This window comes from Methylocaldum sp. RMAD-M, assembly GCF_017832375.1.
Lineage (GTDB): Bacteria > Pseudomonadota > Gammaproteobacteria > Methylococcales > Methylococcaceae > Methylocaldum.
Window position 1 is genome coordinate 22,588 of the sequence record NZ_JAFIBZ010000004.1, and the last position, 20,772, is coordinate 43,359.

The window sequence follows — 20,772 nt, forward strand, 5'->3', positions numbered from 1 at the left end:
CCGATAAGGCAGCGACCGAAACCCTATTTCACCACACCGCATGCAATACGGGCTCCGCCCGGCTTATCGGCATAGTTGTCGTCTTCCGCATGAATCATCAATGAACGTCCCTTGAGATCGGCTACGTGCAAACGCTTGGCGGTGACCGCTTCCTGAGCCGTACCGTCGGAGGCCACATTCAAAACCGGCAGATCTCCGGCGTGACCGTCGCCGACGGGGCCCGCATGCTTTCCGGTTTTCTTCGGATCGAAGTGATTGCCTGCCGCCAATCCCGCCACGGGTTTTCCGTCTTTTTCTTTGGCGCCGCAGTCGGGGAACTCATGAACATGAAAGCCGTGCGGCCCGGGCGGCAGACCTCTGAGATCCGGGGTCAGCTTCAATCCAGCGGCCGTATCCGCGGCGACGACGGAACCGATGGACTCCGCAATTCCCGTTTCGTCGATCTTGTTCATCTCCACTCTGATCTCTTCGGCATAAACCGCGAATCCGAAGATGATCGCCGCGCCTGCAGCCATCAATCCAAATTTGTTCATCATAACCTCCCGTATCGTTGTTAAATTTTGCTGTCCAACCGATTTTAAGCCTAAGACAATCCCTGTCGTAAGTCCGTTAAACGAATTTGACATAATCCGAAGCGATGCTTATCGGCCTTTGCAAAACCTGGATAGGAAGCGTTACTCTCCATAAGGGTCGATGGGTATAAGCTGATGGCAGAACGTACTTCGAACCATGCGTGATCCTTTAGCTTTGCTGCGCAGCACCGATTTCCCCCGTATCACGCGGAAACGGCTGGAGACTCTTCAGGTCGATCTGGGCTATCGCTGCAATCTGAGGATTTTGGAGGAACCGGGGTATGAAGATCTGGCTAGGTTCCTTGCGGAACATCGCGTCGAGATCGTTGCCTCTCTGCCGTGTTATCTTGAGCAGGACGTGGACGCTCAGCGCGGCAAGGGGGTATTCGATAGGAGTCTTAGGGCTTTACACAAGCTGAATCGCTTCGGCTACGGCGGCTTCGATTCGGGCCTGATGCTAAATCTGGTCTACAATCCACAGGGGGAACGCTGCCGCCGCCGCAAATCGAATTGGAAAACGCCTATGAGCGCGAGCTGGAAAGCCGCTACGGGATCGTTTTCAACCGATTGTACACCCTTGCCAATATGCCGATCCGGCGTTTCGGCAGCACCCCCATCAGTCAGGGGAGGTTCGACGAATACATGACTTTGTTGAGGAACAGCCACAATTCGAAAAATCCGGAAGACGTAATGTGCCGCAGCTTGATCAGCGTAGACTGGCAAGGTCATGTATACGACCGCGATTTCAACCAGATGCTCGATTTGCCACTGGGCGCCGGCAGCAGTTGCGGCGGGGCGCTGCGATCTTGAGCGCACGCCTTCGTCTTTCTTTTCGTAAGAGCTCCTTTTCTTAATCTGTCCGCTTCCCATGCTGCAATTTATCAACGTCAGCAAACGCTATTCGGATAGCGGAGAAGTATTGTCCAACGTCTGTTTTCAGCTCGAAAAGGGCGAAATGGCTTTCCTGACCGGCCACTCGGGAGCCGGGAAAAGCACCTTGCTCAAGCTGATTCCGGTCATCGAACGGCCCAATCGGGGGCAGATCCTCTTCGAAGGAAAGCCCATCAACCGTATATCCAAACGGCAAGTGCCTTATCTTCGCCGCCAATTGGGATTGATCTTCCAGGATTACCGCTTACTGCACGATAGAACCGTATTCGACAACGTAGCCCTGCCCCTGCTCATCGCCGGCTTCAGCCAGCAAGAAACCGCCCGACGGGTTCGGGCCGCCCTCGATAAGGTCGGTTTACTCCGCAAGGAAAAGCGGTTTCCTCTTGCGCTGTCCGGAGGCGAGCAGCAGCGGGTCGGCATCGCTCGAGCGATCGTACACAAACCCTCCCTGATTCTGGCCGACGAGCCGACCGGCAATTTGGATCCGGGCCTCTCGGCAGAGATCATGGATTTATTTAAGGAATTCAACCAGGTCGGCGTAACGCTCTTGATCGCGAGTCACAACCTCGACCTGATTTCGCGGTTCGCCTGCCGAACCCTCAAGTTACAGCAAGGCCAATTGGTCGAAGGCGGCTGAGACGTGCCGATTGCAAGAATGCAGAAACCTCGAAGGAGGCGCGATACTAATGCGGCGCATGCCCGGCGAACCGGCAATGGGCCGGCGAACTGGCTGCGAGCCTACGTCGACTTGCACGTCGAAACGCTTAAATCCAGTTTTGTACGTCTTCGGCGAACTCCTGTCGCCAGCATCATGACGGTGCTGGTGATCGCCATCGCATTGACCATACCGGCTAGTTTCCATGTTTTCATCAAGAACGCTCAGCAGGCCAGTTCGACCCTCGAAGCGACGAACCAAATATCGCTGTTCCTGAAACCCGAACTGACCAACGAAGCCGGCGGCAAGGTCGCGGAAACACTCAATAAGCACCCGCAAATCGCGGTGGCCGAGCTGGTTACGAAAGAAGCGGGGTTACAGCAACTCAAGAGCTACAGCGGTTTTGGCGATGCCTTACAGGCTTTGGATTTCAATCCCTTGCCGGCGGTCGTCGGCATCAAACCGAAGGACTCCCTCACTCGTCCCGATGAAGTGGAAAAACTGCTCGGCGAGCTCCGAGCGCTGCCGGAAACCGATTTCGTCCAGCTCGATACCGAGTGGATGCACAAGCTGCACGCCATATTAACGATCGCCCAACGCAGCGTAGTCGTGTTCAGCGTGCTACTTAGTCTTGGCGTATTGTTCATCGTAGGCAACACCATCCGTCTCGAACTGCAAAACCGCCGCGAGGAAATCGTCGTCGCGAAACTGATCGGGGCCACCGACCGTTTTATCCGCCGCCCTTTCTTGTATGCCGGCTTTTGGTACGGCTTCCTCGGCGGAACTCTTGCCTGGTTGTTGGTCAGCTTCTTCCTGTTGTTCCTGCGTGGCCCCTCCCGACACTTGGCGGAACTCTACGGCAGCCCTTACGCGCTTTCCTTTCTGAGCCTATCGGAAACAGAACTCCTGATTGGAGCATCGGTCTTATTGGGAATAATCGGGGCATGGATAGTCGTCTCTTATCATTTACGGGAACTTGATCCTACTTGATTGACGAGGTTTTATAGACATACTATTAGCACTCGTCATTGTTGAGTGCTAAGCTAAAACAGGAATTAAGACTGAGGACACTTATGAGCAACGCATTAACTCTTCCGGTTAATCTCTCGCTCGGCTCCATCGAAGAATATGTCTCTGCCGTAAACTCGATGCCGCGTTATAGCGCCGATGAAGAGCGCGCACTGGCTGTACGCTTTCGCGAGCATAACGATTTGGAGGCTGCACGGCAGTTAGTGCTCGGCAATTTGCGCTTCGTCGTCCATATTGCCAGGGGATACCTGGGCTACGGTTTGCCGCTGCCCGATTTGATCCAGGAAGGAAACATCGGCCTCATGAAAGCCGTGAAGCGTTACGACCCTGCCGTCGGCGTCCGGCTGGTTTCGTTTGCCGTTCATTGGATCAGGGCGGAAATCCACGAATTCATCATTCAGAATTGGCGCATAGTTAAAGTCGCCACCACCAAAGCTCAGCGGAAATTGTTCTTCAATTTGCGCAAGTTCAAGAACCGCTTGGGATGGCTGAGCCACGACGAGGCTCACGTTCTAGCCAACGAATTAGGTGTGGATGTCGCGACTGTCTATGAAATGGAAAATCGCCTGAACAACCAGGATGTCGCCTTCGAACCCAGCGATAACGACGGCGACGATAGAGAAACACCGGCTCCGGTGCATTACCTTCAGCAAGAAAATGCCGATCCCGCGGATTTGCTCGAAGATAACGACTGGGGACAGCATAAGCAGCAACGGCTGGTAGCCGCCATCGAGCAACTGGACGAGCGCAGCCGGGACATCGTTACGAGCCGGTGGCTGAGCGAAGAAAAACTGACCTTGCACGATCTGGCCACACGCTATCAGGTTTCTGCCGAGCGTATTCGCCAATTGGAGAATACCGCTATGAAAAAGCTGCGAAACTCCCTGGTCGACACCTGAGCTTCGAGCAGACTCGACCCCACGCACTAAAAAAGGTGACGCAAAGTCACCTTTTTTGTATCCGACTTCCGCTCACCGAGGCCGATGGCTTCTAGATCCTATTGCAGGGCGGTCTCGTGGTCCTTCCGAAGATGCAACATCGTAAACATGCCGAGCGGCGGCAAGGTATGCCGTTTAACTTCGCGCAGGGACGTATTTCCCAGAATCTCCTGAACAGGCATGTCCGGACGCCAACCCAGCTTGTTCGAAAGCGGAGCCAAGAATTTTTCGATATCCCGCCTAAAACCCTTTTCTGCGGCAAAGTGATTCACGATGATCACATCGCCTCCGGGCTTGCACACCCGCTCGATTTCCCGGATCACTTTCTCCGGGTCCGGAACCACCGACATCACGTATGCTGCGACCACGGCATCGAAAGAATCGTCGGAAAATTCCAGTTCACGGGCATCCATGATGCGAAGGCTGGAAACATGGCTCAACTTTCCTCTCGCTACCCGTTGCTGGGCTCTTTCCAGCATGTCGGGAGAAATATCGATGCCGTGCACTTCGTGCTCCTTACGATAGTAAGAAAGGCTAATACCCGTGCCCACCCCAACTTCGAGTACCTTGCCAGGCCGCTTGTTGGTAACGCCCGCCGCCATCGAACGGCCGCGAAAACTCAGCATCCAGCCAAAAGTCTGATCATATACTGGCGCATAGCGTGCGTATGATTTTAGGATGTATTCCAATTGCATTGTGTTGTCGTCTCCTCCCGTCCGGTAGCGTTATTGACGAGACTTCTTGTTGTTTTTCGAGAAAATTTTTGCTTGGCATCCCACCCAATAAACACACGGCTGAAACTTCAGCATCATCTTCCACATCAGTATTGATAATAAAGGTTAACTAAGGACATGGGAATCCGATTGAGTTCTGGTGCGGGCAGTAATTGGACGTTTATTGCATGAACCGCCACCCCGGAGCTATTGAGTTCATTTAATATAGCCGTTTAAGAACGCAGCGTTGGGCAATTCGATCATGAGCAAAGTGGTACAAGTCAAGCTTAACCAATCAGCGGAGGAAATCGTCGCCAAAGCGAGGGAAGCGGCGCGCGACAAGGGCATTCATTTGATCGGCGACGAAGAAAGAGGACAGTTTGCCGGTAATGGAATCGAGGGCCATTACCATATCAGCGGCGACACGCTTTCTATTCGGATTTCTAAGAAGCCGTTTATCGTTCCGTGGAATCTGATCGAAGCTGCCGTGCGGAATTATTTCGCTTAACGGCGGTGCGTCGTTAAAGCCGCAGCCAAAGCTCATAGCAAGAGCCGAAACGCCGGATCTTATCATGGAACCCGGTTCCGCACGTGCTTGCCGACCGTCATTATCCGCCCGAACTGTGGCTGAAGTGGACATTGAGGCTGCGTTTGAGTTTTTGCGGCAACTCCGGCAGAGACGAACGCGGCACCAGAAAAGTCGTGAGAACAAACAAATCTCTAAAAATTCTTTTCTCTTCCATCATTTCGCGAACATAATCGTGGCGAACGCTACCTCCCGGTCCGACTTTATTTCCCAACATGTGTTGCTCGAATAATGAACGATTGATGCGCCAACCGATCAATTGGTCATCAATATCCATCAACCGTTTAAGCACTCGAAAAGGGACCTGCAAAAGCGGTTCATCCCGGTAAAGAAGGAGAAACAAGGCGGATAGGACGGCTGCTTGGCGGAATTGGAATACCCCCTCATCCCGCAGCAATTCGTATTCCTCCGGCTTAAACAATGCGTCGAACCGGTAACGGCCGTTTTCCAGCTTGCTGAGCTGCCCCCGACGATCCCAACCGGACAGTGAGCGGTTGTTCTGTACCCATTGATAATCCTGTTGCAGCATGTCATGCACCAGGCGGCGGTAATGCGGCCAAAACTCGCCCCCTTCCGGATTCCGAAAAGGCATATTGGCAAGCCAATTATCGACTGCCTCGAACAAGGTCTTTTCTTCACGCGCTTTCAGGAGAGCCTCGCGCTCTTCAGACCGAAATCGATCGAACGAGTCCGGAGTAAGCTCCGTGGCCAAACCAAGACGAAGCTCGATTTCTCGGAGCTGGCCGCTCTCGAATACCGAGCCCGAAAACAGATGATCGCGGAAATCGAGAAAATCGAGCGGAGAAATCGTTTCGAGCACCTCGATCTGACGATTGATAATCTTCTGGATCGCCACTAGGCGACCGAGGCGGGCAGCGATCAAGCCGACTTTCTGTCCGTCCAAGGGAATCGCCGAGAACAATTCAAGCACTGATTTCAGCTCGTAGAGGACTTCCTTGAGCCAAAGTTCGTGAACCTGATGAGCGATAATGAATAAGGTCTCGTCATGGACCTCTCGATCATCCCGCCCGCTTTCAGGACACTGGGCGTTTAGAAGGATATCGAGCCGTAAATAGTCCGAATAGTTGAACTCTTCCGTAGATCTTCTCATCGTGAACCCTTTTCCCTAGAGTCGTGATTCGAAGCAACTCCTTGATCGGGGGCTGCATGTCCGTGTATACCGATCGACGACGCCGTCAATCCAGCTGTCGGCGGTTCCCCTGATATCGACTTTCGGACCGGCCGACATGAGCCTTAAATTTACACGCAAAGCAGCGCCAGTATTGACCTTCGAAAAATCTTCAGTCTATGCGTGAAAATACGAGCATGGATCGCCCTAAGCGCCATAAAAGAGACCGGGCAAGCGAACGAGAGGCGGTTTCTTTATTCGAAAGATCGGGCTCAGTCGACCCATGAAGACAACGTCAATCGCCCCGGCAGATTATAGTTACCCGGATAGCTATAGATGGCCTGACCATAGGCCGGGCTCACGTATTGCACGTTGAAAGCCGTTACCGTATCCGGTCCGACTCTCGGATAGCTATATATCGATTGTCCATAAGCCTTATTCACGTAAACGATTTGCGGATTCTTCACTTCGAAGACTATGCTTTCGGGAACTAAATAGCTATAGATCGCATTATTGAACGCCTTATTGAGGTAGATGAGTCCGGGTCGAAACTTTTGATCCAGTTCCGTGTTATGCCGGTCAAGCTCAGCCGCAACGAGACCGCCCGCGAACAGCGAAAATGCTACCGATATCACGGCAATCAGTCTTCTGGGGATCATGGCACACCTCATCATTGTTATTGACCGCCATACCCTTCGACTGTCAAATTCACAAGAATGTTTCTGATCCGCCAGCGCGCATTAACGGGACATTTGCGATTGGAAGGGTCGCCCTGGCGCTCCCAGGCCGACCGTTTGCGATTGGATAGCGTCAGCAGCAGGGGGTTGTGCGAAATGCGGGCTCGAATCTGCTAATTAACTTAGTACACATCGATCGCGTCCGGTTTTCTTCGCTTCATAAAGCGCCTTGTCCGCCCGTTCGAAGAGAGATTCCGACGTGTCGCCGTTCCGAACCTGGCTCATTCCGCAAGACACGGTAACCTGAACCGGCCGTCCTTGCGAATTGAAACCGCAGTGGGCAATTTTTTGCCGAATCTGATCGGCAATCCGGAGTGCGGCGTCTCCATCGGCGCCGCATAAAATCATCGCGAACTCTTCACCGCCTAGGCGCGCTACGAAATCCGTCTGCCGGATGGATTTATCCAACTCTTGGGCGACCGTCACCAACACTTTGTCCCCGGCCGAATGTCCAAAACGATCATTGATACCCTTGAAATGATCGACATCCCACAGCAGTAGCGACAAAGGCTGTTGAAAACGCTGCGATCGGGCAATCTCTTGGGCAATACGATCCTGATAAGCCATACGATTAGGCAAGTTCGTCAAGGAATCCCTAAGTGCCATGTCATGCGCCAACCTCAACTTGGAACGCAATTCAGCCGCCTCGAGCTCCAATTCCTGAAGCCTGCGAGTCAACTCGCCGAGTCTTCCGGTGGAGTCCCGCAAAAGGCCCAATTCGCGATCACGATTGGTATGCAATTGTTGCAGCAGCCCGCTCAATCCGTTGTTCACTAGCACCTTAAGCTGATCCACTTCGGTGATCACTTCCATCTTCGAGCGCAAGTTCTCAAACTGCAGCGAGAAAGAGGAGTGTTCTGCCTCACGATCGCGAACGAAGGCCTTAGTGCTGGCATCCACTCCGATCGCATCATGTCCCAATTCAGTCAAGCGGCCGGATAAGCCGGCCAGAAAATACTCGATTTCCAGTTGCTCTTTTTGAATGAACGTTTTTACGTCGCTTAAAAAACCGATAGCCTCGCCGAGCAGGCTTTCGAGTACTTCCGTATCCGATTCCGATTTCAAACGCGTTTTGATCTGTTCTGCCTGCTGCCTAAAGTTCAAAGGAAGATCTATGACATCCAGCAGCAGTAGCAAACGATCGCGGACCGGACCGATTTCGACCGTTTCTCCCTCCGACTTTTTGTTCGTTTGAAGCAATCTGCCAAAAAATCCCGGTTTTGCCGCTTTGTCAGAAACCGAAATCGGTGTGTCGTGACGCAAAATCTCCCGTAATTCGGAAAGCAACCATTTCCAGTCCGCTATTTCGCCCCGGCCGACTTTTTGTTCGAGCAATGTAATCGCTTTTGTTTCTTCGTCGCTTATTGCAAGTTGCTTTGCAAAGCGAAACAGAATTCCGCTTTCCTGCTTAACAGGCTTGTTGTTTCCGCCCCTATCCTTTACGTCCCGCAACAGCGTTTCCGATATGTCGTTCAACTCGGCCAGGCGCTTTTCATTCGAAATACCTTTCCTCAACAGGTCGCGGATATAAAGGAGGTGAGGATCGATCGCGGGATCCAGCCCGCTGGTCGCCAGGGTCAGGCGAATAATGGTGCGGCACAGTAATTTCTCGCGCTCGTCCGTTTTCTGCCGGGATCCCGTCGATTCATCGGCCAGCGTTGTGTGTTTCGCTTTCCAGTATTGCGGATCATCTGATTTGAGGTTGTTCATAGTCGTGTCTGTCGCGGCGTGACGGGCTTGCCTTCCAAAGAAAGGTGGACTGAAACGGGTTCTTACAAAGTTTAATCGGGATCGAGAATGTCGCAGCGGTATTAACGACACTTATTGCAAATAAGTAGAAATTTCTTTCTGAATTAAATGTAAGCACGGTGCATTTGTTGAAATGATGTTATTTCTAATTAAAAAACAATAAGCTACGAAACCCCTTATTGTGGATAAAAATCATCGTACACACGGGTAAGAACTGTGGACAAATGTAGATGAACCGTTGCTCTCTCGGCTCGGAACAGTTTGCTAACAGGGTTTTGGATATATTCTGCACATGCCGGCTCGAGGTTCCGGAGGAGTCGGCAGAAGAATTTGCACAGAGCTGGAATCGACATCCTGGCAGGCACGAATGGCGTTTTTTCGGCTCGCGGGCGGACTGTCGAAGAGAGGTTTACATGAACTGTTTTTGGCAAATCCGGCCTAAAACGAATCTTCTGCGACCGGTACAATAGCCAGCCTTACTATTGTCCGAATCATCATTCCATGAAATATCGCGATCTTCGTGAATTTATTCTCCATTTGGAGTCGATCGACGAGCTTAAACGCATAACCGTGGAAATCGACCCGAACCTCGAGATGACCGAAATATGCGACCGGACTCTCAAGGCTGGCGGTCCGGCACTACTGTTCGAAAGGCCGACCGGATCGCATGTCAGGGTGCTGGCCAATCTGTTCGGGACGCCCCGCAGGGTTGCTTTGGGGATGGGGCAGGAATCGGTCGAAGCGCTTCGTGAAGTTGGAAAGCTTCTGGCTTTTCTCAAGGAACCGGAACCGCCGAAAGGCATGCGCGACATGTTCGATAAGCTGCCAATGTTCAGGCAGGTGCTGAACATGCCGGCCAAGGAAGTGAAGAACGCGCCATGCCAGGAGATCGTTTATGCCGGATCGGATGTCGACCTCGGCCGTTATCCCATTCAAACGTGCTGGCCGGGAGATGCGGGACCATTGATCACCTGGGCCTTGGTCATTACCCGAGGTCCGCATAAGGAAAGGCAGAATTTGGGAATTTACCGGCAACAGGTCATCGGCAAAAATAAGGTCATCATGCGCTGGCTCGCGCATCGGGGCGGCGCGCTGGATTTCAAGGACTGGCAGGAGGCCCGCCCCGGCCAGCCGTTTCCGGTTGCCGTCGCATTGGGCGCGGACCCCGCCACCATTCTCGGTGCCGTGACGCCGGTGCCGGATTCGCTTTCGGAATACGCCTTCGCGGGGCTCTTGCGTGGCGCCAAAACGGAAGTGGCCAATTGTCTTCTGAGCGATTTGCAAGTGCCCGCGACGGCCGAAATCGTCTTGGAAGGTTTCATCTATCCAGGCGAGACGGCGCCGGAGGGCCCGTTCGGAGATCACACCGGCTATTACAACGAGGTCGAGGAATTCCCCGTTTTCACCATCGAGCGCATCACGCAACGGGAAAGCCCGATCTACCACAGCACGTATACGGGACGTCCTCCGGATGAGCCGGCCATTCTGGGCGTTGCCTTGAACGAAGTCTTCGTGCCTATCCTGCAAAAGCAGTTTCCGGAAATCGTCGATTTCTATCTGCCGCCGGAAGGCTGTTCTTACCGGCTTGCCGTGGTCAGCATGAAGAAACAGTACCCTGGCCATGCAAAACGGGTGATGTTCGGCGTATGGTCGTTCCTGCGGCAGTTCATGTACACCAAGTTCGTGATCGTTGTGGATGAGGATATCGATGCGCGGAATTGGCAGGATGTGATCTGGGCGATGACGACTCGCATGGATCCTGCGCGCGATATCGCGTTGATCGAAAACACGCCGATCGACTATCTGGATTTTGCCTCGCCGGTTTCGGGTCTGGGTTCGAAAGTCGGGTTCGACGCGACCAATAAGTGGCCCGGCGAAACGGTTCGCGAATGGGGCCAACCCATCGCGATGACGGAGGCCGTTCGGTCAAAAATTGATCAGCTTTGGGATAGCCTGGGCATTTAAGCGAGGCCTCTAAGCGGAATGTAAACGGTCACGCAATCGGCGCCGCCGCTATCTCTCTATATTTCAAAATGACTAAGTATTTTTCGATGCCGCGTTTTCTTTGGCCGGTAATTCTTCTTTTAATGCTGGTATCCCCCCTCGGGCTCAGCCAGTCGGCCGAGGTTGAACAGGCGCGCCCGTTGAACGAGTTGGTGAAGGATTGGCAGAAAGTCCTGGACCAGGCCGAAAAGGATTTGGCTAAACCCGACGTCCCGGACCGCCGGCTTGCGGCTCTGCGCGAAGAGCTGACGACCATGCAGCTCGATGCCCGCAGGGCATCGGACGAAGCCCTGCCGGAAGTACAAGTGATTCGGGACGAACTCGCTGCCTTGGGGCCGCCGCCGGCCGAGGGAGCGCCGCCCGAAGCGCCGACCGTGGCGGCCAAGCGCAAAGCCATGAACGAACGCCTCGCTGCGGCGGAAGGCGCAATCAAAGAGGCCGAGCTCATCATCGCTCGAGCCGGCCGACTCGCAGGCGAGGTCAAGACCTTGCGGCGCATCCGTTTCACCGAGCACGTCTTGAAGCGGGGCATCTCGCCGCTGACGCCGGCAGTTTGGCGAAAAGCTTGGTCCGAGTTGAGTACCGGATTTAGCGTCATCGCGCAAAACCTTCAGCAGTGGCGGTCCAGCGATACCTTTGCGCGAGATGCCCGGGCCATCGGTTGGCGCCTGGCCTTAGGCGTAGGCGTCGCGATCCTGTTGGCGTTTCCCTTGCGCAGGGCTTTGATTCGAAGATTCGGCTATATCGAAGTCGAGGCCGAACCGACTTATGGCCAGCGTTTGAGAACGGCTTTGTTCACAGGCTTTATTCGGGCTCTGTTACCGTCCGCGGCCGTTTTGGCGCTTTTCCTGAGCCTGTCTTATACCGGATTGTTGACCGAGCCGCTGCTGGCCGTGGCTCGGACCGCTTTGCTCTCTCTGATTTCGCTGTTTTTCGTGGCAGGCTTTTCCCGTGCGGCGCTGGCCCCGTTCGAGCCGGAGTGGCGCTTGGTTCAAATCCATGACGAGGGAGCCCGGGCTATCAGCCGCACCGTGAACGGCTTGGCTTTCGTATTCGCTCTCGACCGGGTATTGAGCGAAATCGGGACCCAGTTCAATGCCTCGGTCGAATCGACGCTTTTGCAAAAATTCCTGTTCGGCTTGCTCATTGCAGCTTTGTTGCTGAGTCTGCTGCGTCGCAGTATATGGTTCTCGCCCGACAGACCCTCGCTCAGCCCGACCTGGCAGCGTCTTCGCTTCGTGTTGAAGTTCCTCGTTTATGCGATTCCGGTATCGGGCTTGCTCGGTTACGTGGCCTTGTCCCGTTTGCTGGCCACACAGCTGGTGTTGACTGCCGGGCTTTATTTGTCCGTGCTCCTGTTGCGCAAGATCAGCTACGAACTCATCGACGACGTCTTGAGCAAGACATCGCCCTTGGGGGCCAAGCTCCGCAGCAGCCTCGCCCTGAGCGACGACGGCGCCGAGATGCTCAAGTTTTGGCTGAGCGGAACCGTTGGCCTCTTAATCCTGGCCATGGGCGTGGTCCTGCTGTTGGTATTGTGGGGAGCCGCAGGCAAAGATCTCACCGCCTGGCTTCACAGCGTGTTTTTCGGCTTCAAGGTCGGCAACATCACCCTATCCCTTGCCGACATGCTGCTGGCCTTGGCGCTTTTTGCAGGGCTACTCGCAGCCACCCGGATGATTCAGAAAGCGCTGGACCAGCGTATCTTTCCGCGGACGCGACTGGATGTCGGCATCCGGCATTCGATCCGTTCCGGAACCGGCTACGTCGGATTTACTGTCGCGGCGATGCTGGCGATCTCGACCTTAGGTATTGACCTGTCCAATCTGGCCATCATCGCCGGCGCATTATCCGTAGGTATCGGTTTCGGCCTGCAGAATATCGTCAACAATTTCGTGTCCGGGCTGATTCTGCTCATCGAACGCCCGATCAAGGCCGGCGATTGGGTCGTGGTGGGCGATCACCAGGGTTATGTGAAGAAGATCAGCGTGCGCGCGACCGAAATCACGACCTTAGACCGCGCTTCGGTGTATATCCCGAACTCCACGCTGATTTCGGGCGCGCTAACGAACCGAACCTACGCCGACAAAGCGGTGGGGCGCGTCGTGCTGCCGCTCGGCCTGTCTCATGACACGGATGCCAAGCGAGTACGGGACCTTCTGCTGAAGATCGCGCTAGATCACCCGGAAATCCGCCGCATCCCGCCGCCGGTCGTTTTGTTCAAAGGGTTCGCGGAAAGTACCCGAAACTTCGAACTGATCGCGCTTCTCCACGATGCCGGAAAGGTCGATTCAGTGACCAGCGATCTTTGTTTCGAAATCGACGAAATATTCCGCAAGGAAGGAATCCCGATTCCGTTCCCGCCTCGGAATTTGAACCTGAATCTTAACGGCGAGCAGTTGCAGCAGATCCTGACGGTGCGCGAGGAAAAAACACCGCCAGGGAATTGAACCCGGATCACTCCGACTGATCGCCCGCCGGATTGTCCGAATAGCGGAGCGCTTCGGTCAAGTGAGGGTCGATGATGCTTGCCATGATTTGATGCAGCTTGGGATTTGCCGTCAGCACGTTACCGGATTCGAAGTATTTGTCTTTCCCTTCCAAATCGGTAACGATGCCGCCTGCTTCCTGAATCAGGAGAAGGCCGGCAGCCATGTCCCATTTTTTCAGGCCGATTTCCCAGAAACCGTCCAACCGCCCTGCTGCCACGTAAGCGAGATCCAGAGCCGCCGAGCCCGCGCGCCGGATTCCGGCCGTATCTTTCATGAGATCGCGCATCATGCCCAAATAGGCCTCGACGTGACGCTGATCCTTGAACGGGAAACCCGTACCCAGCAACGCCCCCTTCAGGCCGTTTTGCTTGCTTACCCGGATACGCCGATTGTTGAGCGACGCGCCGGCGCCTCGGGCCGCCGTAAACAGCTCCTGGCGCAATGGGTCGTAGATCACGCCCTTTTCGATGCGCCCGCGGTGGAGCAGAGCGATGGATACGCAGAATTGAGGAAACCCGTGCAGGAAATTGGTGGTTCCATCCAAGGGATCGATGACCCAGACGAAATCGGTCTTGGCCGGGCCTTGCCGACCACTTTCTTCCCCTAGAAAAGCGTGAGTGGGATAAGCTTTCTGCAAAGTGTGGATAATTTCACGTTCCGCCTGGCGGTCCACTTCGCTGACGAAGTCGTTGCGTCCCTTGGGCGTGATCGTAAGAAGGTTCACCCGGTCCATCGAGCGAACGATAATATCGCCCGCCGTCCGAGCCGCGCGAACCGCGATAGTGAGCATGGGATCCATATTGGAATCGGCGCTGGTTAAAAAGCGGTTTAGGGTATCAAATTTCTGATAGTATTTTACCTTTTTTGGTTATAGCTCTCGCTGAAGCATGAATCGCTTGTCCCATGTCAGGATCGTGCTGGTTGGAACCACGCATCCCGGCAACATCGGTGCGGCGGCGCGCGCCATGAAGAACATGGGGCTGCGCGATTTGACTCTGGTCGCGCCCAAGGTCTTTCCCAGCGGAGAAGCGACGGCGCGAGCATCCGGTGCCGACGATATTCTGTCCGAGGCGCGGGTTTGCCGTGACTTGCAGGAAGCCATCGACGATTGTGCTTTGGTTGTCGGGGCCAGCGCACGGCTCCGCACCATTTCCTGGCCGCAGCTCGATCCGCGGGAATGCGCGAAACAGGTCACTGCGGGTAATACGAAGACTGCGATTTTATTCGGGCGGGAACATTCGGGTCTGACCAATGAGGAATTGGAGCGATGTCACTACTTGCTGCATATTCCCTGCGATCCCGATTTCAGTTCGCTGAATGTCGCCGCGGCGGTTCAGATCGTGGCTTACGAGCTTTTTCTCTCAACTCAGAAACAAGCTCACACCGACAATAACGGTCCAGCCCTGGCTACGGCGGCTGAAATGGAATCCTTTTACGGACACTTGGAACGCACCTTGTACGATCTCCGATTTCTCCACGAAAGAAAGCCTGGACCTTCGGTGATGCGCAGGCTCAGGCGAATCTTTAACCGAGCCATGCTGGAGAAAAAGGAAATTCATCTTTTGCGCGGCATCTTGACGGCCGTTCAGCTTCGAATACGACCCCCGGCGTGAACCCTTATGTGGCAACGATTGAAAGAAGAATTCAGCTGTATTTTCGACCGTGACCCGGCGGCCCAATCCTATTTCGAAATTTTCACCACCTATCCGGGGGTGCACGCCATTTTGGCTCATCGATTCAGCCATCGATTGTGGAATTTCGGGCTCAAATGGCCGGCTCGATTCATCTCGACCTTGGCCCGCTGGTGGACGGGTATCGAAATCCACCCCGGAGCGCGGATCGGAAAGCGGTTCTTCATCGATCACGGCATGGGAGTGGTCATAGGTGAAACGGCGGTGATCGGCGACGACTGCACGCTATATCACGGCGTGACGCTGGGGGGCACGTCCTGGAAAAAGGGAAAGCGGCACCCGACGTTGGGCAATGGCGTGGTGGTCGGCGCCGGCGCCAAAATACTCGGTCCGATAACCATTGCCGACGGCGCCCGTATCGGCTCCAATTCGGTAGTACTGAAGAGTGTCCCTGCCGGCGCCACGGTGGTGGGCATCCCCGGTCATGTGGTGAGTACCGACCGCCAAGCCCAGGAAGCGCGCCGTCAGGCTATCGCCAGCAAACTGCGTTTCGACGCTTATGGTTTGACGCCCGACATGCCCGATCCGGTGGCTCACGCGATCAATCACATGCTCGATCACATACAAGCGCTGGACGAGCAGATCGAGGCGCTAAAGCGCGCCCTCAAACAGCAGGGTATCGGCGTTTCGGAAGCGCCATTGCCCGAACTGGAGCATTGCGAGCTGAAAACGGGCGAGGAAAAATAAACAAATTCAGCCCCGCGGCTATCGGGAGTGGCGATGCCGCTATTTTTCCAGTACTTGAAAAATCTTGTTCGCCCATCCGACACTTTCGAGATGAATCTTGCCTATTCGGGATAAGTCCAGGTTCTCGAAACGCACCTCGTCCAGTTTCCAACATTCGTAGTTGATGGCGCAACTCAGGGCCTCTCCAGCCAATCCCGCGCGATGCACTAAGGCATCTTTCACCTCGCTCGATAGCGGCAGGCCGCCAACCGCGTCATCCAAGGAAGTCTCCAGCAGCTGGTCGATGGTGGACATCAGGCCTACCAGGAAGAATTGCTCGCTGTTCGGCAACTTGAGGAACGCGGCGAGAGATTCGCACATTTTTGCTCGAATCAAAGCGATTTTGACAATCTCTCTCGGCCGGTCGGGAAAATTCGCCAGGCTGATCAACGATGCCCAGCGCTGGACTTCGCGGATACCCAAATAGGTAATCGCGAATTTCAGCGAATCGATCTGTTTCGGCAGCGCGTAAAATGCGGAGTTGATGTAGCGGAGCAGTTTGTAGCTGAGTCCCACGTCCATCGAAATCGTGCGCGCGAGTTCGGGTATCGAGATGTTCGGCCGATTGATTTTTGCCAACAGCTGTAAAACGGCGTGTTGACTGGTTTCCAACCGTTTTCCCCGCACCATGTTCGGCCGGCTGAAAAAGAATCCCTGAAAATACTGGCAGCCCAGCTCCCGATACTCCAGATATTGCTCCTGCGTTTCCACCTTTTCGGCCAGGAAGCGGACCGGCAGCTTCTTCAGTCGTTCCATCACACATCCGCTCGCAGACGGAGTGACCATTTGGATGTCGAACTTGATGAAATGGGCCATTTCGATCAAAGGCTGCCAACGCTCTTCAAATACAAAGTCGTCAAGCGCGATCTTATAACCCTGTTGAACCAGGCCTCGCACGGCTTGAATCAAAGCCTCGTCGATGTGGACGTCTTCCAGTACCTCGATAACCACCTTATCTTTGGGGAGCAGCAAAGGGGTTTCGGAGAGCAAGTTCTCCCGAGTGAAATTAATGAAAGCCAGTTGTGCTCCGACGATTTGATCCAACCCGTATTCAAGCAAGCTGTCCACGACGATTTGATTGCTGGCGGCGGTTGGTCCGAACGTCTCAACGGTATCTCCGTTTATGTCGCGGAATAACAATTCATAGGCAAAAATGCGCAAGTCGCGGTCAAAGATTTGTTGCCGTCCGATGAGAAAATCGTTCCTCACGATGATCGAGCCCTGTGTCTGAGGTTTGAATCGGTTTGGCATGTTGCAGACTGGTTACTGCGCTACGATTTATCCCCGATTCACCGACGATAGCGTCGGATAGGTAATGAGTCATGAAAAGTTTAGCGAAGACTGAGACACACACTCGACAAGTCGGGTGGCTCACCCGGCAGGAACGAAGATTTGAACTCTCCGCTCGCTTGGCCCGATTGGCCGTGATTCAGTGAAAGAATAGTTCAGCTTTACGAAAATAGATTCGAGATAAACAAAACCTCATTCAGATGGAAACGATCATGTCCGACGCTATCCCAGACTTTGATGCCGATGTGCTTCAACGCAGCCACACCATACCGGTTCTAGTCGATTTCTGGGCGCCTTGGTGCGCGCCCTGCCGCGCTTTGGGCCCGCTCTTGGAGCGGCTCGCACAAAGAAATTCGGACCGCTTCGTGCTCGTGAAGATCAACACCGAGGAATTGCCGGACGTCAGCGCCCGTTATCAGGTGCGCAGCATTCCCAACGTCAAGCTTTTCGTTGACGGACAGGTCGTCGATGAGTTCAGCGGCGCGTTGCCGGAGACCATGATCGAGCAGTGGCTGAACCGTGTTCTGCCCAGCCCACTGAGGAATAGGATCAAACAAGCGGAAACCGAGGTCTTCGCCGGTCGTCCCGACAAGGCCGCGGCAATCCTGGAAGAAGTGCTTGCCGCAGAACCGGATAACGATGTCGCCGCCATCATGTTGGCTCGCTTGCTCCTTCCGTCGGATCACAGGCGAGCCATGGCAGTCGTGGAACGAATCGGCCCCGATTCGGATTCTCATCCGATGGCGGAAAGTATTCGCACTTTTTCCCGGTTGTTCGGTTACGCCGAAAACCCGGAAATGCTGCCGGAAGCTCCCCTGAAGCCTGCCTATTTATCAGCGATCGAGTATTTGAAGAATGCCGACTTCGAGCAGGCCTTATCGACCTTTATCGAGGTGGTCAAAGCCGCGCGTCATTATGACGGCGATGGCGCCAGAAAAGCCTGCCTGGCCATTTTCAAGTTTCTCGGCGATGACCATGAACTGACCCGGGAGTATCGCGGCCGTCTCTCCAGTGCCCTGTATGTTTGATCCGGCGGTTCGCTCTTATTTGTGAATTTTGACCCGGAAATATTCGGGATCGGCATCACCGGTCAAATCGACCATTGACGAGAAAGAACGAACCTCGCCCCGCTCCAGCATATCCAAATTCGGCGTGCCGTCTTGGTGAAAACCGATTTTGGACACGCCGACTTGAACGCCGACCCGGTCGAAAAAAAGGACATCCACCTCGGGATGGATGAGCGTCAAGTCGGTATTGTGCATAACGATCTTATACTCGTAATGTTTATCCGAGTTCTTGCCGGCGACGGTGAAAACGATGTTTTTCACATAGCCTAGATCGAGCGGAATCACTTTATCGAACTCGAGCTTGGTCAAGTTCGGCAGGCGAGACGTCGTTAGTGCAGCGATGTCGGCCCGCAGTTTTTCGACTTCCGGTTTCAGGGCTTGAAGCTCCAGCGCCTGTTTCTTCTCCAATACGGTCAAATCCAGATTTTCCTGTTCACTTAGAGTCAACTGGATAAACAAGACCAAAAGCGCCGTGGTTTCTACGACCAACACAATGGATAAAAGAAAAATCAACCTCGTCTTGGACGACGAGCGGCGATGTTTGCCTCGAGACGAATACGCTTGCACGTTATCCGTCGCATTTGCGGAGTCATTGTTCGATAGCCTGTACATTTTTTCTCCTTAGGCAACACCTTACCATCTCTATGAGTACGCTCGACGAGGTTTCGCATATCTGCCATACATTCCGGTACGGCCGTAAAGCGATCTCCCCCTTTCCGAAGACGCCAAGCACATACTTTCCATCCCCCGCTGGAAAACCCTTGCTAAAGTTTGTGGACAGCGTGTGCTGAACGAGCACGAAAGAGCTCGGCAAAAAATTATCCACAACTCAGCCACAGGCGTACACTGTTTTTAACACACCTTTATATATTTCTTAATGCATTGTTTAAAAAAGAAAAATAGTGAGCGTCAACAGACTTCTTCCGGCTTTGTAACTAAAGGAAAGATTTTTTGACTTGTTTACATTTGGTAATGTGGCCAATCGGGTCCGAGTCTAGATAAGCGGCTAAGCTTTAACAGGCCGCGAAAAACGAGAATATCGATTCCTGTTTGCGAAAAAGCGGCTGAGTTGCAAAAGAAAAAAGTTTCTAGAACGTTACATATTCAAAAAATCGATAAGGGGGGAGAGATGACCGCGTTTGGCGTTTTCGTATTATTTCTCTTGGTACTGTCCGTTATCTTGGTCGTACTGAGTGTCAAGTTCGTGCCTCAAGGTTCCGAATTCACGGTACAGCGGTTCGGAAAATACACCGCGACACTCAAGCCCGGCCTCAATGTGATCATGCCGGTGATCGATCAGATCGGCGCACGGATCAACATGATGGAACAGGTCTTGGACGTTCCTTCGCAGGAGGTCATCACGAAAGACAATGCCATGGTCAAAGTGGATGGCGTCGTGTTTTTTCAAGTGGTGGATGCCGCCAAAGCGGCCTACGAGGTCAGCAACCTGCAGCTTGCCATCATGCAGCTGACGATGACCAATATCCGTACCGTGATGGGTTCCATGGACTTGGACGAGCTGTTGTCGAAGCGAGACGAAATCAATGCCCGTCTGCTTTCAGTGGTGGACGATGCCACTACGCCCTGGGGTGTCAAGGTGACGCGGATCGAGATCAAGGACATTACGCCGCCGCAAGATCTGGTCGATTCCATGGCTCGCCAGATGAAGGCGGAACGGGACAAGCGCGCTGCCGTACTCGAGGCGGAAGGCTTGAAACAGGCAGCGATTCTCCGCGCCGATGGCGAAAAACAAGCGGCGATTCTCGAAGCCGAGGGGCGCAAGGAAGCCGCATTCCGCGAGGCCGAAGCCCGCGAGCGTTTGGCCCAGGCCGAGGCGCGGGCTACCCTGATGGTCTCCGAGGCCATCGGCAAAGGGGATGTTCAGGCGATTAACTACTTCGTTGCGCAAAAATACGTCGAAGCGTTGCAAACCCTCGCCGCGGCCGAAAACAGCAAGGTTATTCTCATGCCCTTGGAAGCCTCCAGCGTTATCGGCGCTCTAAGCGGCATCGGCGAAATCACCAAAGAAGCGTTTTCCAAGAAGGCAAGCTAAATGGCATTCGAGATCGTTTTTTGGCACTGGTGGGCGTTCGGCGTGTTTCTTCTTATCGTCGAACTCCTCGCGCCGGGAATGTACTTTCTATGGATGGCCGAATCGGCGTTCGTCGTCGGCGTGATCAAGCTGATCGTGCCGGCGCTGGACTGGGAGTATCAGCTGATATTGTTCTCGGTACTGTCGATCGTCAGCATCGCGGTGTTCCGGCTGTTCCTCAAAAGACATCCCATCGAGACCGATCAGCCTTTGCTGAACCAGCGAGCCGCGCAATATATAGGACGACTGTTCACGCTCGAATATCCGATCGTCAACGGTCAGGGGCGGATCCGCGTGGACGATTCCACATGGAAGGTGCAAGGGGAGGACTGCGAGCCGGGAAGCAAGGTTCGCGTCGTGGCCGCCGAAGGCGTTGTTCTGAAGGTCGAAAAGGCTGCGTGAATCGCGCGC

General features: G+C 54.2%; 20 protein-coding genes. 12 read left to right on the forward strand and 8 right to left on the reverse strand.

The features are described from left to right. Window positions 1-23 precede the first annotated feature (23 nt). Window positions 24-533: a superoxide dismutase family protein gene (gene sodC, locus JOD69_RS05205; protein WP_077728280.1), complete on the reverse strand. Its 510-nt coding sequence runs from the start codon at window positions 531-533 to the stop codon at window positions 24-26. A gap of 549 nt (window positions 534-1,082) precedes the next feature. Between sodC and JOD69_RS25195 the strand changes: the two genes are divergently transcribed. From JOD69_RS25195 to rpoH, 4 genes are all read left to right on the forward strand, one after another. Beyond that, window positions 1,083-1,382 carry a DUF3641 domain-containing protein gene (locus JOD69_RS25195; RefSeq protein WP_347258999.1) on the forward strand — a complete coding sequence of 100 codons (300 nt, stop codon included), beginning with the start codon at window positions 1,083-1,085 and terminating at the stop codon, window positions 1,380-1,382. Between the two features lie 58 nt (window positions 1,383-1,440). Beyond that, window positions 1,441-2,100, forward strand: coding sequence for a cell division ATP-binding protein FtsE (gene ftsE, locus JOD69_RS05215; RefSeq protein WP_077728282.1), 660 nt, complete (start codon window positions 1,441-1,443; stop codon window positions 2,098-2,100). 18 nt (window positions 2,101-2,118) lie between these two features. After that, window positions 2,119-3,108, forward strand: a complete 990-nt coding sequence (gene ftsX / locus JOD69_RS05220) for a permease-like cell division protein FtsX (protein WP_086133814.1) — start codon at window positions 2,119-2,121, stop codon at window positions 3,106-3,108. An 83-nt stretch (window positions 3,109-3,191) separates the two neighbouring features. Continuing rightward, a complete protein-coding gene (rpoH, locus tag JOD69_RS05225) occupies window positions 3,192-4,046 on the forward strand; it encodes an RNA polymerase sigma factor RpoH (protein ID WP_086133815.1) in 855 nt (284 codons plus the stop codon). Between the two features lie 98 nt (window positions 4,047-4,144). On the opposite strand, the gene JOD69_RS05230 is transcribed toward rpoH, so the two are convergent. Continuing rightward, window positions 4,145-4,711, reverse strand: a complete 567-nt coding sequence (locus tag JOD69_RS05230) for a class I SAM-dependent methyltransferase (protein WP_240502376.1) — start codon at window positions 4,709-4,711, stop codon at window positions 4,145-4,147. Window positions 4,712-5,060: 349 nt separating this feature from the next. Here JOD69_RS05230 and JOD69_RS05235 point away from each other — a divergent pair, with 349 nt between their 5' ends. Continuing rightward, complete coding sequence (locus JOD69_RS05235) at window positions 5,061-5,306, forward strand: hypothetical protein (protein WP_077728286.1); 246 nt, start codon at window positions 5,061-5,063, stop codon at window positions 5,304-5,306. Between the two features lie 100 nt (window positions 5,307-5,406). On the opposite strand, the gene JOD69_RS05240 is transcribed toward JOD69_RS05235, so the two are convergent. The 3 genes from JOD69_RS05240 to JOD69_RS05250 all read right to left on the reverse strand — a co-directional run bounded on the left by JOD69_RS05240 (window position 5,407) and on the right by JOD69_RS05250 (window position 8,960). Continuing rightward, entirely contained in the window at window positions 5,407-6,495 is a 1,089-nt protein-coding gene (locus JOD69_RS05240) for a tryptophan 2,3-dioxygenase family protein (RefSeq protein WP_086133816.1), read from the reverse strand. 290 nt (window positions 6,496-6,785) lie between these two features. Continuing rightward, entirely contained in the window at window positions 6,786-7,172 is a 387-nt protein-coding gene (locus JOD69_RS05245; RefSeq protein WP_086133817.1) for a hypothetical protein, read from the reverse strand. A gap of 195 nt (window positions 7,173-7,367) precedes the next feature. Beyond that, window positions 7,368-8,960 carry a GGDEF domain-containing protein gene (locus JOD69_RS05250; RefSeq protein WP_086133818.1) on the reverse strand — a complete coding sequence of 531 codons (1,593 nt, stop codon included), beginning with the start codon at window positions 8,958-8,960 and terminating at the stop codon, window positions 7,368-7,370. Between the two features lie 540 nt (window positions 8,961-9,500). Between JOD69_RS05250 and ubiD the strand changes: the two genes are divergently transcribed. Further along, complete coding sequence (gene ubiD / locus JOD69_RS05255; protein ID WP_086133819.1) at window positions 9,501-10,964, forward strand: 4-hydroxy-3-polyprenylbenzoate decarboxylase; 1,464 nt, start codon at window positions 9,501-9,503, stop codon at window positions 10,962-10,964. Between the two features lie 122 nt (window positions 10,965-11,086). Beyond that, on the forward strand, window positions 11,087-13,453 hold the full coding sequence (locus JOD69_RS05260) for a DUF3772 domain-containing protein (protein ID WP_168183780.1): 2,367 nt from the start codon (window positions 11,087-11,089) through the stop codon (window positions 13,451-13,453). A 7-nt stretch (window positions 13,454-13,460) separates the two neighbouring features. Here the strand turns inward: JOD69_RS05260 and JOD69_RS05265 are convergent, their stop codons facing one another. Beyond that, window positions 13,461-14,294 (reverse strand): inositol monophosphatase family protein, encoded by an 834-nt coding sequence (locus JOD69_RS05265; RefSeq protein WP_077728292.1) that lies wholly within the window; start codon window positions 14,292-14,294, stop codon window positions 13,461-13,463. An 88-nt stretch (window positions 14,295-14,382) separates the two neighbouring features. Here JOD69_RS05265 and JOD69_RS05270 point away from each other — a divergent pair, with 88 nt between their 5' ends. After that, a complete protein-coding gene (locus JOD69_RS05270; RefSeq protein WP_086133821.1) occupies window positions 14,383-15,108 on the forward strand; it encodes an RNA methyltransferase in 726 nt (241 codons plus the stop codon). Window positions 15,109-15,114: 6 nt separating this feature from the next. Then, the gene (cysE, locus tag JOD69_RS05275) at window positions 15,115-15,873 is read left to right on the forward strand and encodes a serine O-acetyltransferase (protein ID WP_077728294.1); all 759 of its coding nucleotides are present in this window, start codon (window positions 15,115-15,117) and stop codon (window positions 15,871-15,873) included. 39 nt (window positions 15,874-15,912) lie between these two features. Here the strand turns inward: cysE and JOD69_RS05280 are convergent, their stop codons facing one another. Beyond that, complete coding sequence (locus tag JOD69_RS05280; protein ID WP_086133822.1) at window positions 15,913-17,163, reverse strand: HDOD domain-containing protein; 1,251 nt, start codon at window positions 17,161-17,163, stop codon at window positions 15,913-15,915. A gap of 251 nt (window positions 17,164-17,414) precedes the next feature. Here JOD69_RS05280 and JOD69_RS05285 point away from each other — a divergent pair, with 251 nt between their 5' ends. After that, window positions 17,415-18,230, forward strand: coding sequence for a tetratricopeptide repeat protein (locus tag JOD69_RS05285; protein ID WP_077728348.1), 816 nt, complete (start codon window positions 17,415-17,417; stop codon window positions 18,228-18,230). Between the two features lie 15 nt (window positions 18,231-18,245). Here JOD69_RS05285 and JOD69_RS05290 read toward each other — a convergent pair whose 3' ends face one another. Then, window positions 18,246-18,761: a hypothetical protein gene (locus JOD69_RS05290; RefSeq protein ID WP_210023810.1), complete on the reverse strand. Its 516-nt coding sequence runs from the start codon at window positions 18,759-18,761 to the stop codon at window positions 18,246-18,248. Between the two features lie 637 nt (window positions 18,762-19,398). Between JOD69_RS05290 and JOD69_RS05295 the strand changes: the two genes are divergently transcribed. Then, window positions 19,399-20,322, forward strand: a complete 924-nt coding sequence (locus JOD69_RS05295; RefSeq protein WP_077728297.1) for an SPFH domain-containing protein — start codon at window positions 19,399-19,401, stop codon at window positions 20,320-20,322. After that, window positions 20,323-20,763 (forward strand): NfeD family protein, encoded by a 441-nt coding sequence (locus JOD69_RS05300; RefSeq protein ID WP_077728298.1) that lies wholly within the window; start codon window positions 20,323-20,325, stop codon window positions 20,761-20,763. Window positions 20,764-20,772 lie beyond the last annotated feature (9 nt).